The organism is Proteiniphilum sp., from assembly GCF_034331125.1.
Classification (GTDB): domain Bacteria; phylum Bacteroidota; class Bacteroidia; order Bacteroidales; family Dysgonomonadaceae; genus Proteiniphilum; species Proteiniphilum saccharofermentans.
The window spans coordinates 20,669-38,934 of record NZ_JAXQGC010000047.1 but is presented as its reverse complement, the minus strand read 5'-3'; the positions used below and the strand labels follow the sequence as shown (position 1 = coordinate 38,934).

Below are 18,266 nucleotides of genomic sequence, written 5' to 3'. Positions count from 1 at the left end.
CAACAATAAATAATTATATGAAGAAAGCATACGTATTTCCCGGTCAGGGAGCCCAGTTTGTGGGCATGGGTAAAGAGTTGTACGAAACATCACCCTTAGCAAATGAATTATTTGAAAAAGCAAACGAAATACTGGGATTCCGGATCACCGACCTGATGTTTGCCGGAACGGATGAAGACCTGAAACAGACAAAGGTTACACAACCTGCCATCTTCCTCCATTCAGTGATCCTGGCAAAAACACTGGGAGAAGAGTTCCAGCCCGATATGACTGCCGGCCATTCGCTCGGAGAGTTTTCAGCATTGGTAGCTGCAGGAGCCTTATCATTTGAGGATGGACTTAAACTGGTATATGCCCGTGCGCTGGCTATGCAAAAGGCGTGTGAAGCCAATCCCTCCACCATGGCAGCCATTCTTGCGCTTCCCGACGAAAAGGTGGAAGAGATCTGCGCATCGATTGATGATGTGGTTGTGCCCGCCAATTACAACTGTCCGGGACAGATCGTGATCTCCGGGTCCAATAGTGGAATAGAAAAAGCCTGCGAACTGATGAAAGAGGCAGGCGCTAAACGTGCCTTACCCCTGAAAGTAGGTGGTGCTTTCCACTCACCACTGATGGAACCTGCCCGTGTAGAATTGTCGGATGCCATTGAATCGACCCGTTTCTCGGCTCCCGTCTGCCCTGTGTACCAGAATGTATCCACCACAGGCGAAACAGATCCCGACACAATCAAGCAAAATCTGATTGCACAGCTTACCTCACCGGTAAAATGGACACAATCGGTACAACAGATGATTGCCGACGGCGCCACGGAGTTTGTAGAACTTGGTCCCGGCAGCGTATTACAAGGACTTATCTCCAAGATCGACAGAAACGTTACCGTTTCAGGAAAACAATAAATTTCAGGTATTTAAATGAGTTTGAACCGGAGTAGGACATAGCACTTACTCCGGTTTTTCAATGTCCATTAAGGTTTCTTATCTAATTTTTTTTGTTAAAATCGAATTTAGAAAATACATTTGTATTGTAACGCAATTACTAACACAGAAAACAGAAAGCTATGCAAAAATTATTGTCCATATTTACACTCATTGCGTCTGTGACATTTTCGGCACACGCACAGGAAGAGTTTTTCAGCGCCCCCAATTATGTCCAGATCGAAAGAAACATAAAAGAACCGACTTCTACCTACTATTATCCCAAATTGATGGAGAAATATATGGCCGGAGACGAGAAAATGACCCTTGAGGAAGGACGACATCTCTATTTCGGTTTTATCTATCAGCCCCAATACATGCCTGTTGACACCTCCTCATATAACAATAAACTGGCAGAAGTATTATCCAAAAAGGTATTCACTCCGAATGATTATACCAATATCCTGGAATATTCAAATGCACTGTTGCTCGAAGATCCGTTCAACCTGCGCGCGTTGAATGCGAAATTGCTGGTGTATGCACAACAGAACAATACCGAAGAATATAAAAGAGTGGCACAACAACGGCGAGTAGTGCAGAATGCTATTGCGGGCACCGGTGACGGGATGTCGGATAAAACTCCGTTTTACGTGATCAAGGTGGCTCATGAATATGATATCCTTCCTTTTCTGGGTTACAACTTTGGTGGTAATGATAAAATTCTCTCAAGCAAAAAGATAAATTATCTAACCCTCGGAGATAATCGATTCGGCGTAGAGAGAGTATATTTCAATATTGCTCCCGTTATTGATCATGTGAGTTCACGCGGCGGAGGAAAAATGTAAAGTGGTTGTCAAAACCACTTTCTTTTTTTAAAATACCAAAGCATCCCGATGGCGATCAACAACATTACTCCCCAGACTATGAAATAACCATACCGCCAATGTAGTTCCGGTATATTGTCGAAATTCATTCCATAGACACCCACAATAAATGTGAGCGGGATAAATATTACCGAGAAGATGGTAAGCAGCGCCATTATATCACTCAGTTTGGTACTCATGGAAGAATGATAAATATTTAACTCATCGTACAATAGTTCACGATAGTAATCCAGCAGTTCTACAGCCAGGTTTATATTATCCTGAAGTTCTTTATAGTGTTTTTCGTTTACCGGGGCAATATAATCGCTTTCCGATTTCACAAGCCCCATAATCATCTCCCTGGCAGGCCTTATATAGCGTCCTACATTACTCAGTTCACGCTTAAGAAGATTAATTATTTTGAGTGTTTCCCTACCGGGATCCATAATCATCTCGTTTTCCAGGTTTTCAATCTTTTCGCCAAGTCCTTCCAAAATAAAGATATAATTATCGATTACTACATCCAGCAGGGCAAAGGCCAGATAATCGGCACCCAATGTCCTGAATCTCTTGGAATGCTTTCTGATCCGCTCCCTGACCGGATTAAACAAATCGCTCTTCTCTTCCCGGAAAGTGACAAGCAGGTTATCCATTACCACAAGACTCAGGTTGTCGACAGATACCCGGTTTTTCCCTTCGTTGAGTTCCATCATCTTTATGGAAACAAAAAGGCCCTTATCGAATTCTTCCATCTGAGGACGTGTGCCCGGCTCCATCACATCCGATAAAATATCGGCCGGGATTTGCAGGGTATCGACCAACTCTCCCATCAATTTCTCATCATGCAATCCGTCGATATTCAACCAAATGAGTGTTTCACTGTTTTTATAAGGCAGGAGTTCTTCTACCGACCGGATTGTCGACTCGTTCACTTTCTCAAAATCGATCTCAAAAAGTGTCATGCGGACCTCTCCGGAACGATGCCGGCCACGAAACTTCAGTTCGTACGGCGAGAGTCCTATATCTTCTTTACGTTTAAGTGGAGTGTGGGGCATATGTCGGGAATTACAAATTATCAATTATCAATTACAAATTACCAATTAGAGAAATATGTGGGTGGAAATAGTATCCTCAATTTATAAACCATTTATACATAACGAAACTTTTCCAAATGAACAGGATGAAGAAGTAAATTGCGACGTTCTTCCTCCAGATCATAAGTCCTTTGCAAACGTAACCAGAAGTCAGCTTTTCCTCCGAAAACAGCTTCTATCCTCAATGCTATATTAGGGGTAATACCTCCCCGCCGATTCAGTATTTTAGATAATGTCAAACGGCTAACCTTCAACATACCAGCAGCTTCTTTGATAGTTATTCCGGCGGGTTTGATTACATCTTCAAGTAAAATTTCTCCCGGATGAATGTGTATATCCTGATGTTTATTCATAATCGTCTTTAGTGATAATCTGAGGGATTCAAATATACAGTATTTATTTGAAAAGTAAAATCCCTTATAAATTAAAAACCGCCCTGACATATGCCAAAGCGGTTTTACCTTCTTGCTTTAATCATTTACTTCGAAAAGATATCTTTTAACTGCCCTACAATATTTCCACTTCCGGATATGGTAATCTCACCGATCTTGTCGGCAATTTTCTCCACGTATTCCATCTCTTTCAGTTTCCACAACATTTCGTTCTCCTCCATCAATTTGGCAGTATTGAGCATACTCCGTACGGAATTTTCTGATTATAAATAAATTGGAACCAGATGCCACAAAACAAAAATGCGTTGATCCGTTACCGTACCATCGATAAATGCCTGCAAAACCGATACCGCCAATGGACGTTGGAAGATTTGATAGAGGCCTGCTCCGAAGCGCTTTACGAGTATGAAGGCCGAAAGGTCAATGTAAGCAAACGTACCGTCCAACTCGATATCCAGACCATGCGTAGCGAAAAACTGGGATACAATGCTCCCATAACGGTACGATTTTTCAAATTAAAGTAAAACTCAACTTAGAACTTGAACGCCTGTTTTTGGGCTTCGGCGACTGCATTGAAGTAATTTCTCCTTCACGGTTAAGACACAGAATTTCAGATACCCTGCGTGCCGCATACAGCCTATATGAAGAAAAATAAAACACTACCGTTTTCTGTCCAGATGGATGCAGGTTTCAAAGAATTTAATAATATCATTCTTAATCAGTTCCGGATGTTCATGTCCGATATTATCATAGGTGTTAAAAACAGCATTTACATTATTGGCTGAATATATACTCCTGCATCTGTCCCATCGATCCGGTAGCATTTGTTCTCCTAAAAGATTAAAGATCTGATCCCTTTCATACGGATCGAATGCGTCTTCATAAGGAACTGCGTCGTTATCATCAAATCTTCCCATAAAATAGAACTGAGGTGTTTTTAAAAATGATGTTCTCTGAAATTCTTTACCTGTTATTTCATCAAAATCACCCGTACCTACCGGATATTTTACTATTTCATTATTAATACTATCCATAGGAAGCATTAATAAGCCATTTAATCCTCCTGCTGCTACAGCCAGTATTTTTTCCGGATGCATGATGGTAAATCTGTTCGCGAAAGTTCCCGATGCAGAAAATCCGGTCAGAAGATACCGATTCCCAATCCGGATATTTTTACCTTCCAACCTCTTTTGAGCATCCACGCACATTTCAAGAAGCTGAATATCGAGTCTTTCCAAAGAGTTACCTTTCTGAAACATCACATCCCTATCTAAAGCATGAGTATATATTTTCCATTCTGATTTCGGACGAGGGAATACAGGGACAATCAACGGATATTTTAATTTTTGTGCGACCCAGTTTCCCAAATAAAAATCGACAGTCACGATCCTTTTTGCTTTTTCAATATGTTTTTGTAAGTCGTCATCGACAAAACCTGAATTATTCGGTTCAATAATCAGATAATTCTCTTCGTATTCAGAAATGCCATTCGGAATAAATAAAAAATAGGGGTATTCGAATTGATTATTTACACCGGGTTCGACAAATATCAGTTCACCGTTATATGAATCAACACATCCGTTAATCAGAATCAGAAAGGATAAACAAAGAAAATATTTCATAGGATTATCTTACAGTCATTATTTTTCATAATGCGAGGTTACTGAAATAATTGCGTACAACTCTTGGCACAAATATAATGGTTATTACCGGAATGTACAAATATCAACATTCCGGTAAACTCCTCATTACTAACCATTATCCTCTTTCCTCTTTCAATTTTCAACTTTCAACTTTCATCTACCTCATCCTGCTGATCTCGTTCTCACCGGCACCCGTACCTTTATACCTGTTCTGGCCCGTATTGAATTTATACCGGAGAGTGAGTTCCAGTTCCCTTGTATCCCAACGATTGAACTGGTATATCTCCATTTTTTCGTTATAGAAAGTAACTCCGGTTATCTGCCTGTGAAGCAGATCATGTCCTTTCAGTACAACGGATAACTGATCATTCATGAACGATTTGGTTATTCCGGCATTCACTATAAACTGATTTTCGGAAAGATAAAGGTTTTGATTGTGTCCTTTACCCTGAAAGCGTGTATCTAATGTCAGTATAAATCCCTTCGGTAACGTGAAAGAGTTATTTAGCGAAACTACCGGCATGGGGCTGCTCATATTTACGGGTTTGCTATTACTGTTGATAGTAAGCCATTGTTTGATAAATCCGGCACTGGCTTGCGGACTCCAGATTCCAAATTTTGGAGAGACCGTAAGGAAAGCGGTAAGCGAAGGCAATTTCTCCAGGTTACGAAGGGTAACAAGGCTTACGGCTGGATTTTCCTCCATTTGCTCCGTCCAGACGATAATAGCATCTTTTTCATTCTTGTAGCTCATCATTAATTGGATAAACTTCCATGATCCTGTCAATGTGGCATCGTGAATGACCTCATGCCTGAGAAAAGGATTTCCCGATTCCAAGGTAAAACGGTTCACATAAAGTACATTACTTCGAAGCTGGTGATAGTAGGGACGTGCGGTTTTCGCCGTATAACTCAGTTGTAACTGTGCATCTTTGATGCTTGTTGCAAAGGAAAAGTTGGGGAACCATTGCGAATAGTTCCTACTCTGTTCATCGATCTTCACGTCGTTATTGAAATAGTCGGAACGCACATTCTCGTAACGCAGTCCGGCGGTAAACCGTCCGACAGACACCGGTCGGGAGTATTCTGCAAAAAAGCTTCCGTTCTGCTCCCGGATAGTGGTGTAGGATGAGGGTATCATGCTGATATCGGTCATATATTCGTCATCCCTCCGTGTGTTGGTATATTCATTGCCGAAAGAGACCTTTCCGCCTAAGACAGGATAGGATAATACCAGCCTGGAAGCAAACAGGCGGTTATCCAGGTTGTTTTCCGAAGTGATCGTCCTATTGTCGAATTCCTCACTGGTTTCCGTAATGACCGACTCCGAAGATTGTTTTCTCCTGAAATAATCGGTATTGAGGTCGACCGTCAATTTTCCGAATGAACCGTTGTAATACAGATTCATTCTATGCGCAGGTATATTAGCCGAACGGTTGTCATCAATACTCAGCCATTTATCGTAAAAGGCCCCGTCGGCATACACGTCGCTGTGAGTAGTTGATTTCATTCCGTTTTTACCGGGGAAGGATGCCCTGGTGTATTTCATTCCCACATAGTGTACGGGGGAGATTTCGTAATTCAGCCCCACGATCCCTGTCAGGATATTGCCTATTCCGTCGATATCCATTTTGTTATTTTGTGTCCAGAGCGTATCGGCGAATGTCTTTTGCTCTATTCTACTGTCCTGTATATAAGCGTATCGCTCATATTTGAGCGTGCCGAAAATATCCCAGCCTTTGTGGCGGTAATTCAGGTTCAGTTGCTCCCTGAGATCGGTATTTTCCGTCTGAAGGTAGGTGGAACGCAGGTCGAAGCCGAATCCGTCACCCGTTTTACGTACGGTATATATCCGTATGACAGCCTTTACCGAAGCGTCGTAGCGTGCACCGGGATTGTGTACGATTTCCACCTCTTTGATATCGGCCGAACTAAGGTTATCGAGTTCCGACTCGTCACGTAATTCACGGTTATTAATATAAATCTTAGCTTTACCTTTTCCCAAAACGGTAAAATCGCCTTTATCACCGGTCACGGCAGGAAGTCGTTTGAGCACATCGTTGGCGGTACCGGCTTTACTTAACACACTATTCTGTACCGATGTGACCAGGGCGTCGTCCCGCAACCTGACCTGTGGAAGCGTTCCTTTCACCACCACCTCGTCGAGCAGGGTTGTGTCGGGTTGCAGGAGTACCTGCTGTTCCGGCCGGGCTGGCAGGATTTGTGGTTGGTAACCGATAAAAGATATCTTTACGATAGCGTCCGAATTTATCTCGTTGGTAAGTGAGAATTGTCCTGTTTCATTGGTGATTGTCCCGGCTATCAATACCGAATCAGGCAGAGAATAGAGAGCCACATTGGCATACCCTATCGGATTGTTGTCGGTGTCTGTAACGGTTCCTTTTATTTGCGCACTGAGCGGTAGCACGAAGCTACAAAGTAATAACGAAAAAAATAATTTCCAACTCATAATCGTTTTTTGGAAATATGACATCTCATGGGTTCATTTGGTTACAAATTAGTTACAAAAAGATAATCCGCCCCTCCACCCTATCTGATAAGACAGGATCGAAGAGCGGATCTGCAATATTAATAAGTCACGGGTTACTTACTCGTCCATCAGCACATGCATGATATCGCATGCCGATTGGGTGACGGAGCTTCCCGGCCCGAAGATAGCAGCCACACCTGCCTTATAGAGAAAATCATAGTCCTGTGCGGGGATCACACCGCCTGCAATCACCACGATATCGGGACGGCCCAGCCGTTTCAGTTCTTCGATCACCTGCGGCACAAGTGTTTTATGGCCGGCAGCCAGGGAAGACACCCCTAACACATGCACATCATTTTCCACGGCCTGACGGGCTGCCTCGGCCGGCGTCTGGAACAGGGGTCCCATATCCACGTCGAAGCCGCAGTCGGCATAACCGGTAGCGACCACCTTGGCACCACGGTCGTGGCCGTCCTGCCCCATCTTGGCTACCATGATCCTGGGTCTGCGCCCTTCTTTCCGGGCAAACTGGTCTGTGAGGGCACGTGCTTTCTCGAGCGTCGGCGCCTCTTTCGATTCTGATGAATACACGCCTGAAATTGTTCTGATTACTGCATTATAACGTCCAACTATTTTTTCACATGCGTCGGAGATCTCTCCCAGCGTGGCACGCACCCGCGCAGCCTCCACCGAGAGTTCGAGGAGGTTGCCCTGTTTGGTCTCCACACAACGGGTGATGGCGTCGAGTGCTTTTTGGACTGCTTCGTTATCACGATTAGCCTTCAACTGGTTAAGGCGTTCTACCTGCTGTTTACGCACTTCAGTATTATCAATATCAAGAATATCGATAGGATCTTCCTGATCGAGCCTGTAGCGGTTCACACCGATAATTGCCTGCACACCCGAGTCGATGCGCGCCTGTGTACGGGCGGCCGCCTCTTCGATACGCATCTTGGGGATACCGGTCTCGATGGCTTTAGCCATCCCTCCCAATTCTTCGACCTCCTGAATAAGTGTCCATGCCTTATCTACCAGTTCCTGTGTGAGTGATTCCACATAGTAGGAGCCTGCCCACGGGTCGACCTGGCGAGTGATTTGCGTCTCTTCCTGTATATAAATCTGTGTATTACGGGCAATACGTGCCGAGAAATCGGTCGGCAACGCAATGGCCTCGTCGAGCGCGTTGGTATGGAGCGACTGGGTATGTCCCAGCGCGGCAGCCATCGCCTCGATACAGGTACGTCCCACGTTGTTGAACGGATCCTGTTCGGTGAGCGACCAGCCCGATGTCTGTGAGTGGGTACGCAATGCCATCGATTTGGGATTTTTGGCACCGAAACTCTTTACGATCTTTGCCCACAACAGGCGTGCGGCCCGCATCTTGGCTATTTCCATAAAATGGTTCATGCCGATGGCCCAGAAGAACGACAAACGGGGTGCAAAGGCATCCACATCGATACCGGCATTAATACCGGCTCGCAGATACTCGATACCGTCAGCCAGAGTGTAGGCCAACTCGATATCGGCGGTGGCACCCGCCTCCTGCATGTGATATCCGGAGATGGAGATGGAATTGAATTTGGGCATCTTTTGCGAGGTAAACTCAAAGATATCCGCAATGATCTTCATCGAGAATTCCGGCGGATAGATGTAGGTATTGCGCACCATAAACTCTTTCAGGATATCGTTCTGGATGGTACCGGCCATCTCCTCCAGTTGTGCCCCCTGCTCCTGTGCCGCTACGATATAGAATGCAAGGACAGGCAGCACGGCACCGTTCATGGTCATGGATACCGACATCTTGTTGAGCGGGATACCATCGAACAATATTTTCATATCTTCCACCGAGCAGATGGAGACACCGGCTTTTCCCACGTCGCCCACAACCCTTTCGTTATCGGCATCGTAACCGCGGTGCGTAGGCAAGTCGAACGCCACGGAAAGCCCTTTCTGTCCCGATGCGAGGTTGCGGCGGTAGAAAGCATTGGACTCTTCAGCCGTGGAGAACCCGGCATACTGGCGGATGGTCCACGGGCGCATTACATACATCGTGGAATAGGGCCCGCGCAGATAAGGCGGCAAGCCGGCGGCATAGTTCAGATGCTCCATGCCCTGAAGGTCTTCCTTCGTATAGACCGGCTTCACCGGAATTTGTTCCGGCGTAAGCCAATCGGCTTTGATCTCGTTTTTTTCAGCCCATCCGGCCACATCGGTCGATGTAAAACCGGTTGAGTGAATATCAATATCTTTAAAATTTGGTTTCATTTTTTTAGACTTTTAGAATCAAGAACCAAGAATCAGGACTTTTGGACTTGGTTCGATCATTTTTATTTTAAATCACCTTTGTTTTTATATAAAAGAAGCTATTACATTGCCGGCCACCATGAGCAGACTGAATAACAGCACCAATTGGGCTGTGTGGGTATCCAGAAAGCGGATAATCCCCAGATCGTCCATTGTCGCTTTTCTCATCAGTTTGATATTCTTAATGGCAAGCGGAAAACTAAGAAGTACCAGGAATACCCAGGTATCCAGCATCTCTATCATCACCATGATCGCGACCAGCAGGTAAGCGGCCAAAAGCAATGTCTGATAGGTAATCTGAGACCCTTCCAGTCCCATATTCATTGCCTGAGTACGTATACCGGCTTCTTTATCCTGTAACATATCGCGCGTATTATTGGCATGCAATATGGCTACGATGAGTAACCCCACAGGCGTCATTACGAGCAGTATAGGCCACAACAATTGCCCGGTCATGACATAAGCCATTCCCAATGCAATCGACAAGCCATAACAGATAAAGATAAGCAGGTCTCCCAACGCTATATACTTGAATTTGTAATAAAGCGTAGAGCTGATGATCCCGATAATCCCAATAAACAGCAGTGGAAGACCGGTATTTAACAGGAGATAAATTCCTAATAAAATACCGACAAAGAGCACCGTATAGCCATAATAGAGTACCGTTTCCGGTTTGAAAATCCCCATCACGATCAGGCGTGGCGGTCCGGTCTTTTCTTTGCGGTCTACTCCACTCACATAATCATGATACTCACCTATCAGGTTTCCCGCCATATGGAAAATGACCGCGCCGAAAAAAGCCAAAATACCATATGTCCAGTTCAATTCAGCGATCTCCCCTCTTTTATAGAGGTAAAAGACATAGGATATGGCAATCAGCGCCGGCGATGCCGATGCAGGGAACGCCCACGGATGCGCTACGATGATCCAGTTTTTTAGTTTTCCCAACTCTTTATTCTTTGTTCTTTGTTCTATAACAAAATCTTCTCATTGAACGCTTTCAGCGTCTCCAGGACATTGCTCCGCACATTGATGAAATGTTCGATACCGATTGCTTTCAGATCGTCCGCACAGGCAGGAGCACCGGCCACCACGAAAATCTCTTTTCCTCCTTTGAGAAGGTTATAAGCTTCAGGGGCCAAAGCAGCATATTCATCATCGCTAGAGCAGAGCACCACTATGTCGGCACCTTTGGCACGGGCTGCATTGACACCCTCTTCTACCGTTTTGAATCCGAGGTTGTCGATGATCTCGTAACCGGCACAAGCAAAGAAATTACTTGAGAACTGTGAGCGTGCCAAACGCATGGCCAGATTACCTATGGTAAGCATAAATACTTTGGGGCGTTTACCACTCCGTTCGGTAGTCAGACGCAATTCGTCGAAAGCGTTGGAAAGACGACGTGTATTGAGCCGCTTGAGCGGGCTGTTTTGTCCCTCATCACTTCCGCAACCGCAGTGAGCTGCGGTATCTTCTATCTTTTGGCCCATGGCCTCCCCGAAGTTAGGATACTGATTGGTACCCAGCAGGATTTCCCGCCGGTTGGCTACCGCATTGAAGCGGGCATTGGCAGAAGCATTGATGGCATCCTGGACAGTGCCTGCCTTAAGCGCTTCGTAGAAACCGGTCTCTTCGGTTTCGAGGAACAACTTCCAGGCTTGTTCGGCCAGTGCGGATGTGAGTGTTTCAATATAGTATGATCCTGATGAAGGATCGGTGATCTTATCGAAATGAGACTCTTCTTTGAGCAGTAGTTGCTGGTTTACGGCAATCCGTTCCGCAAAAGCAGTAGGTGTCTCGAATGCCTCGTCGAAAGGACGCACGGTAAGTGAATCGACTGCGCCGATGGTAGCAGACATCGCCTCTGTTTGGGTGCGCAGCATATTCACATAGGGGTCATACAACGACTGGTTGAATCGTGAAGTGGAGGCATGGATATTCATTTTCGCAGCACAGCGGCAGGTACCGTCGGGCGCTTTGTTATCGCAGTCATGTGCACAGGGCGGTTTGTAGGCATCCACGATCTCGGCCCACAGCCAGCGTGCCGCACGGAATTTCGCGATCTCCATGAAGTAGTTGGCTCCTACCCCCATTTCGAACTTTATCTTTTTTGCAGCCATAGAAGGATCGATACCATTCCCGATCAAGGCCGATAATACCTGGTTTCCGTAGGATAGGCTGTATCCAAGCTCCTGATAGCTGTAAGCCCCGGCATCGTTCATCCTGTCACCTGACACGGTAATAGCACGATAGCGGGGAAGCGGTGCCGTAATTTTCACCATCTCCACTGCCTTTTCCACCCAATTGGGTTCGTCAATCCCTTTTTTCAGTATTTTCCTGAAAGGATCGAATTCAATAGAACCGAAGCATTCCATCACATTGAGATTCTGCGAACGGACATACTCTGTGACCAGGCGGGCCAGATCGATGGTGCGCGAGATACAGGTGCTGAAGTTCAACTCTACCTTGTCAGGGGCGATCCCCTGAAGGAGTATCTCTACGTTTTCAGCCGAAAGTGCATTCTTCGGCAGACGAAAACCAAAAGAGGTAACGCCTTTTTCCAGCAGGGTAAGCGCTTTCCTGTTAGCCTCCGCAAAGTCTTTCACATTGATATCCTGACGCACATACCACTTATTATCCTTTCTGGTACTGCGCACATAAGGAAACTGCCCCGGCAGGTTTTCGGCTGCAAGGGATCCTTCTATATCTTCCACACGATAAAAAGGATTCACATTAAACCCTTCGTTGGTTCTCCATACCAGTTTTTTCTGGAAGTCGGCCCCTTTCAGGTCTTTTGTGATGACTTCCATCCACTCTTCAGTGGAAACGGGAGGAAAACCTGTGAAAAGTTTCTCTCTCTGATTACTCATAATTCACTATTTTATTATTATTTTGAGGTTCATTCATCTCGTATTACTTAGCGAAAACTTCTTTCCCTATTTAGAAACTGTTTTGAATTTTACGAGTAATTACTTCTTTTTTCACTCTTTCATCTTGTTTTTTGCCCTTTTTTGCGCCTTCGAATTTTCATTTCGTTCAAGTAGCCCGCTACATTTCAATAAATAAAAATCCAAATCCATCAAAAAATTACTAAAAAACAATTGATAAAAAAATCAAAACAGTTTCTTATTTCTGACAGGTTGTAATTAACCGTATCTTCCGGCTCTAAAAGAGAACAAAAATAATTCTTTTTATTCTCTTTTAAAAGTATTTACCGGCTTAATTGCATCTTTCCGGTGATTCCCTATTTCCTCATCAGATCCGATAGAACGCATAGAGGAAATCGAGGATCAAAAATATGATTCCAATACCTTGTATTATTGATATGATAATGTGTTTCACGCGATAAAGATAATTTTTCACTTAGAATCTCAGGGTTCTTTATCACATGGATATCAATCCTTTACGGATAGCATAAAAAGTGAGTCCCGACACGGTTTTAATTCCTGTTTTTGAAATGATATTCTTTCGGTGTGTGAGGACTGTATTATGGCTGATGTGCAGTTTTTCCGCTATCTCTTTATTAAGATATCCTTTCACAATAAGCCGCAGGATCTCCTCTTCCCGGTTGGTAAGCTGGTGAACATGCCGGTCGGGTTGCTGCTGCGCATGATCACCGGAAATGGCATGATGCAGGTGTCGGATACCGGTTGAGTCCAATTCGTTAAGTTTGGGTCGAAGTACTTTCTTCCGTAACCTATTGTGGATGGCAAGATCTTTTTCAAAAGAATGGACGGAAAAGATGATTGCATAAATAAGATTCTGATTAAACTCTTTGGAGAGATGCCTGATTAAAATATTCTTCAGGTCGTGTAGCAATTCATAGGGGAAATCATCGTCGAATAGGGTTTGATTCTGTAGGTGTTCCGTCATCTTCTCCTTGAATTTCTGAAAGATATCATTGAGTATTCGCAGCTCTTCATTTTCAGAACCACTGATGACAATAAAAGCATTCAGGTGTTTTCCGATGTTAGGTATCAATTCGTGAATATAACTTTCCACCGTACACTGGAAATAATCGGCAATCGATTGGGCGTCAAACAGGGCAAGTGAGGCCTCAGGGAGGTAGTTTTCATTGAGATAGACATTCAGGATGGTAAGGATGAAGTCGGGGTTGAGTGTATATTCATCGCACAGTTCCACAATAGTCTTGTCTCCCACGCCAAGCCGTATCCCGAAACGGTTCAGTACAGGAATAAGCTCATTGTGCTCCATCAGCACATCGGCCATAACACTATATTGATTCAATAAAGCCACTATCTGTTCCGATTTGCTTTGACTTTTGCAGTAAAATCGCGATCATGCCTGCGTTCACGATAAAGATGACGAATAGCTGCCACAGGATGCACAAGTAACATCCGCGGCCCTGCGAAACGCATCACTTCCTTGATTTTCTCCCGCATGCTGTTCTTATAGCAGTGGACAGGACATTTGGCGCAGGTGGGTTTCTCTTCACCAAAACGGCAAGTCTCCAGTCGCTGCAGGGCATACTCTTGCAACGACCTGCATTCTGTACATAACTCCTTACCTGAACTGTGTTTAGAACGGCAGTAAAGCGCGATCATCCTGCTGACGACTTTTTTCTCTCCTTCGTTCATCTATACTCCCTTTCAAAACGAGGCGTAAAATTAACCATATTATTTTTCGCAGCCAAATCGATGGTCTAATAAAAAGAGTCCTCTTTATCCGGTGGTGGTTTCACTGTTGTCTTTTTTAAAATTTGATAATCACCCTGCGAATTTCTATTTACCTCATATCCTTCATTGAGTTCAATCACCCACCCCTCTCCGACAATTCTCTTACCGGTTATTTCCAACGGTTCCGAAACGATTACCCATCGCCAATCATTCCTGAGCAATGCCCCTCCTTCCTCTACGGTAAGGATACCCCAGTTATCGCTGAGCGTGATGGTAGGATAAACTGTTCCTTCATCCTCATCAAGAGGAATGAGGTTTTGCGGGTTGAAAGCCATATTCATCTCTTCCAATCGTATTTCGAGACGCGGCTCCTCGAAAAATTTCTCCCGATACATATCAAGTACCAAATTATTGGATACTTCCCGTTTGCTCTCTTCATCGGCAATTGTGCGGCCCCGGTAATCTTCGGCAACCTGTTTTACATACGATTGCAACAGGATACGCCTGTCTACCCCGAATGCTTCTGAGAAGAATTCAGTGAATTGTGTTTCTCCATCCACCTTTTTATTCCAATGGTTATCCTTCTGATAGAGGAAAAATCCGTACACCGGTACTGTTTCATAGGCAAATGAACGTACAAATGAGGGTACTTTTTCAAACTGTTCGATCCGCCGGATAAGATATTCCCTCCACTGCCATTTATTACGTCCACTCATTATCTGTCCCGTGTATGTAGCCAGTCCTTCCAGTAATTCGAGACTGTTTTCTGTTGTTTCGGATCCCCGGTATAGCATTTGACGATACTTCCTGAAAATTAATGCATTTCTCAGATGATCCTCTGCCCGGTTAAATCTTCGGGCTTTTAATGCCGCTTCAAGCGCTGCCATTTCAAGACGCAAGTATATCCTTCCTTCCCTGATATCCAAATGGTTATTCTCTTCCCTCCTGTTCCGGAAACCAAGTGAAGGTTGGGCTACGTGAAACAACTCATGGGTCATAAGATCGACACGATCATGTTCGTTGGCGGATAATGGTAATGTTACCATCGCCCAATGAGTACCGCTCCATTGGATATCGGTATTGGAAAAGGTTACTTCTTTGGGTAATATGCCCTTATAAACACCTTTATCGAATTTCAGGGCACCCTCCGCATCGGGCAAGTTGGCATAAACCTCTCTTGTCGAGGTATCTACAAGGAGGATAGGACCGTAAATATCTTTATCCCACACCCCCTGATGCAGAAAGGTCGCCTCCTCCACCTGCTTGAAGTAGAGTAAAAGTGAGTCTGCAGAGTAGTGTGATGCCTGCACAGTTGCAGCAATAAAGAGCAGCCCCGTAAACAATATGCCTGTAAGCAATCCCATTGCTTCACGATTTAGGTAACGGCCTATTTATTCCCCGGATAACCGGGATTTGTTTATTTCCGCATTATCTTTGCTGAAAGGAGTGTAACCCATTTTCTAGGCAGGAGGCGTATTCCAAAAGGAGCCAATTTGTTCATAGCGCCATGGATGACCATGGGTTTACCTTTCATCATAGCCTTGAATCCAAGTTCTGCCACCTCCCTCGCATCAGCAATCTTCACATTCTTCACCAATTGGGATGCATTCATCTTAGATATTTCTCCAAAATGGGTACTGGTAGGTCCGGGGCAAAGTACGGTTACTGTAATTTGGTCCTTTTTCAATTCATTTTCCAGCGCCTCCGACAGGTGAAGGACATACGCTTTAGTGGCAAAGTATACCGCCATCATGGGTCCGGGTTGAAAAGCTGCTGTAGAAGAAAGATTTAAAATTCTCCCTTTTTTTCTTCCTTTCCATTCCTGCACAAACAGATGGGTCAGGTGTGTAAGTGAGGTTATATTCAGGGTTATCATCTCGTCGTAACACTCCCATTGAGTATCTGAAAATGCTCCATAATCACCAAAACCGGCATTGTTGACCAGATAATCCACGTCCAAGCCTTTTTCCTTCACTTCCTGAAAAAGTTCTCCGGCGGCACCGGAACGGGAGAGGTCTTTTACCAACGGATATACGGAAATATCATACCGGCTCTCCAGTTGTTCTTTCAACAATTGCAACCTGTCACCACTACGGGCGGTCAGGATCAGGTCACACCGGTTCTCTGCAAAAAGGAAAGCCAATTCCTTCCCTATCCCTTTGGATGCTCCCGTGATCAATGCCGTTTTATTCATACATCACCCATTTTATGGCAAAATTAAACTATTTTTTTTCTTACCTGTCAAATATGGAGAATATATTTAAGGTGGAAAGGTGGAAAAGTTTGTTGATGAAGGTGTGGAAAGTCAGGAAAAATAAATGGCAAGGCATTGCAGGGAGGAGGGCCACAATCCAGCTCTCCGTTGCAAACGCTCTGCAATATTAATTAAATTGGGTTCTAATTGATGGAGCGTATTCCGGTTGTGATAACCGGGATACGTTCACTTTTCATATCAACTCCGTTTTCTTGATTTATCAATCCGAAGAAAAATAAAGAGTAAAATAGTAAATCCCCACAGGGAAGATCCTCCGTAACTGAAAAAAGGCAACGGAATTCCAATGACGGGCATAATACCAATTACCATACCGATATTGACGATCATATGAAACAGGAAGACACCTGCCACACCATAACCATAAGTACGCCCAAAAACCGTTGTCTGACGTTCAGCCAACCGGAGCAACCGGAGCACAAAGAACATCATCAGCAACAGTACAACGGTGGAGCCGATAAATCCGTGCTCCTCCCCTATTGTACAGAAAATAAAATCGGTATCCTGTTCGGGGACATATTTGAGTTTCGTCTGTGTACCATTGAGGAATCCTTTTCCTGTCAACCCTCCCGATCCGATGGCAATCTTGGATTGCCCCACATGGTATCCAGCCCCTCTCAAATCCTGCTCCATTCCCAAGGTCACCTTGATACGCATCTGCTGGTGTGGCTGAAGCACATCGTAAAACACATACTCCACCGATTCAAGAAAGGCAAAAGAACCGATCAGAAAGAGAAAAATATAGAGATATGTTCTTTTTCCGTACCTGAGAAAATGGAACAACAGATAAAGGGCAGTATATGATAATGCTATGATAGCAACTATTCCCCAGTCTATATTGAAGGAAAAGAAGGAAGCGACATAAGCCAGTAAAAAAATAACAGCTACCGACAGCAGAAGGGTGACGACGGTATTAAGCCGTTTGATATAATTCCATATCATGGCTGCCGAAAAGATAATAATCAGGATAACTGTGGCGAATTCTCCTTCGGAAAGGGCACCCATCTGATTATCGGAAAACCGGATACCCAAAATAAAATAGAGAATAGCTGCAATACCCATAAAAAGGAATCCTCCTGGTAACCCTTCCCTGTACAGCACCAGGATAAAACTCAAATAGACAAGTGCCGTACCCGTTTCGCTCTGTGCAATTACCAGTATCACCGGCAACAGGATGATAGCACTGACCAACCAGAGGTTCTTCCGTTCCATCAGGTGAAAGCTATACGAATTGAATACCCTGGCCAATGTAAGGGCAATAATGAATTTCATAAACTCTGCGGGCTGTAACCGTACCGGCCCGATAATCAGCCATGAACGGGATCCATTGATTTCTTGCGCCACCAAGAGTGTAACGACCAACAACAGGATACCTGCCAGATAAAATAGAAAAGCATAGGTTTCATAAAAAGCCGTATCGATTTTCAACAGGGCAAAAGCCAACAGAAACGAAGTACCCATCCAGATCAATTGCATCCCTGCCCTGGAAGAGAGATCGAACAGTCCGGTCGCATTTTCCAGATCGAAACTGGCCGCATAGATATTGAGCCATCCGAGAAAGACAAAAAGGAGGTAGAAAATGACAGTCACCTTGTCCACTTTCCCCTTTTCTTCTATTTCGTTGCTTCCCTGATAGATCATTATATCTTACTT

Annotated in this window: 15 protein-coding genes and 1 pseudogene; 3 read left to right on the top strand and 13 right to left on the bottom strand. The window is 44.5% G+C overall.

The genetic code is table 11. The features are described from left to right. Positions 1 to 17 precede the first annotated feature (17 nt). The gene (gene fabD, locus U2P89_RS11715) at positions 18 to 899 is read left to right on the top strand and encodes an ACP S-malonyltransferase (RefSeq protein ID WP_076929947.1); all 882 of its coding nucleotides are present in this window, start codon (positions 18 to 20) and stop codon (positions 897 to 899) included. 161 nt (positions 900 to 1,060) lie between these two features. Further along, positions 1,061 to 1,762: a DUF4919 domain-containing protein gene (locus U2P89_RS11710; RefSeq protein WP_322191478.1), complete on the top strand. Its 702-nt coding sequence runs from the start codon at positions 1,061 to 1,063 to the stop codon at positions 1,760 to 1,762. 8 nt (positions 1,763 to 1,770) lie between these two features. On the opposite strand, the gene corA is transcribed toward U2P89_RS11710, so the two are convergent. The 3 genes from corA to U2P89_RS11695 form a co-directional block, all read right to left on the bottom strand. After that, entirely contained in the window at positions 1,771 to 2,835 is a 1,065-nt protein-coding gene (gene corA, locus U2P89_RS11705; protein ID WP_322191477.1) for a magnesium/cobalt transporter CorA, read from the bottom strand. A gap of 92 nt (positions 2,836 to 2,927) precedes the next feature. Further along, positions 2,928 to 3,317 (bottom strand): HigA family addiction module antitoxin, encoded by a 390-nt coding sequence (locus U2P89_RS11700; protein WP_322191476.1) that lies wholly within the window; start codon positions 3,315 to 3,317, stop codon positions 2,928 to 2,930. A 35-nt stretch (positions 3,318 to 3,352) separates the two neighbouring features. Continuing rightward, positions 3,353 to 3,487 (bottom strand): hypothetical protein, encoded by a 135-nt coding sequence (locus tag U2P89_RS11695; protein WP_313381363.1) that lies wholly within the window; start codon positions 3,485 to 3,487, stop codon positions 3,353 to 3,355. A 63-nt stretch (positions 3,488 to 3,550) separates the two neighbouring features. On the opposite strand from U2P89_RS11695, the pseudogene U2P89_RS11690 reads away from it, so the two are divergent. Next, positions 3,551 to 3,769 (top strand): annotated as a pseudogene (locus U2P89_RS11690) (WYL domain-containing protein); the annotation flags it as partial. Positions 3,770 to 3,925: 156 nt separating this feature from the next. Here U2P89_RS11690 and U2P89_RS11685 read toward each other — a convergent pair. The 10 genes from U2P89_RS11685 to rodA all read right to left on the bottom strand — a co-directional run bounded on the left by U2P89_RS11685 (position 3,926) and on the right by rodA (position 18,254). Further along, entirely contained in the window at positions 3,926 to 4,888 is a 963-nt protein-coding gene (locus U2P89_RS11685; RefSeq protein WP_019539733.1) for a hypothetical protein, read from the bottom strand. A 178-nt stretch (positions 4,889 to 5,066) separates the two neighbouring features. Then, positions 5,067 to 7,379, bottom strand: a complete 2,313-nt coding sequence (locus U2P89_RS11680) for an outer membrane beta-barrel family protein (protein WP_322191475.1) — start codon at positions 7,377 to 7,379, stop codon at positions 5,067 to 5,069. Positions 7,380 to 7,517: 138 nt separating this feature from the next. Then, the gene (scpA, locus tag U2P89_RS11675) at positions 7,518 to 9,665 is read right to left on the bottom strand and encodes a methylmalonyl-CoA mutase (protein ID WP_091909015.1); all 2,148 of its coding nucleotides are present in this window, start codon (positions 9,663 to 9,665) and stop codon (positions 7,518 to 7,520) included. Between the two features lie 84 nt (positions 9,666 to 9,749). Continuing rightward, entirely contained in the window at positions 9,750 to 10,652 is a 903-nt protein-coding gene (locus U2P89_RS11670; RefSeq protein ID WP_313381360.1) for a prenyltransferase, read from the bottom strand. Between the two features lie 23 nt (positions 10,653 to 10,675). Next, positions 10,676 to 12,574 (bottom strand): methylmalonyl-CoA mutase small subunit, encoded by a 1,899-nt coding sequence (gene mutA / locus U2P89_RS11665; RefSeq protein ID WP_322191474.1) that lies wholly within the window; start codon positions 12,572 to 12,574, stop codon positions 10,676 to 10,678. Between the two features lie 514 nt (positions 12,575 to 13,088). Beyond that, the gene (locus U2P89_RS11660) at positions 13,089 to 13,961 is read right to left on the bottom strand and encodes a helix-turn-helix transcriptional regulator (protein WP_139233424.1); all 873 of its coding nucleotides are present in this window, start codon (positions 13,959 to 13,961) and stop codon (positions 13,089 to 13,091) included. Further along, the gene (locus U2P89_RS11655) at positions 13,961 to 14,302 is read right to left on the bottom strand and encodes a nitrous oxide-stimulated promoter family protein (RefSeq protein WP_076929922.1); all 342 of its coding nucleotides are present in this window, start codon (positions 14,300 to 14,302) and stop codon (positions 13,961 to 13,963) included. The genes U2P89_RS11660 and U2P89_RS11655 overlap by 1 nt, the downstream gene beginning before the upstream one ends. Positions 14,303 to 14,367: 65 nt before the next feature. Next, positions 14,368 to 15,705 carry a hypothetical protein gene (locus tag U2P89_RS11650; RefSeq protein WP_091909029.1) on the bottom strand — a complete coding sequence of 446 codons (1,338 nt, stop codon included), beginning with the start codon at positions 15,703 to 15,705 and terminating at the stop codon, positions 14,368 to 14,370. A 53-nt stretch (positions 15,706 to 15,758) separates the two neighbouring features. Further along, complete coding sequence (locus U2P89_RS11645) at positions 15,759 to 16,535, bottom strand: SDR family NAD(P)-dependent oxidoreductase (RefSeq protein WP_091909032.1); 777 nt, start codon at positions 16,533 to 16,535, stop codon at positions 15,759 to 15,761. A 258-nt stretch (positions 16,536 to 16,793) separates the two neighbouring features. Continuing rightward, complete coding sequence (rodA, locus tag U2P89_RS11640; RefSeq protein WP_092024942.1) at positions 16,794 to 18,254, bottom strand: rod shape-determining protein RodA; 1,461 nt, start codon at positions 18,252 to 18,254, stop codon at positions 16,794 to 16,796. Between the last annotated feature and the right edge of the window lie 12 nt (positions 18,255 to 18,266).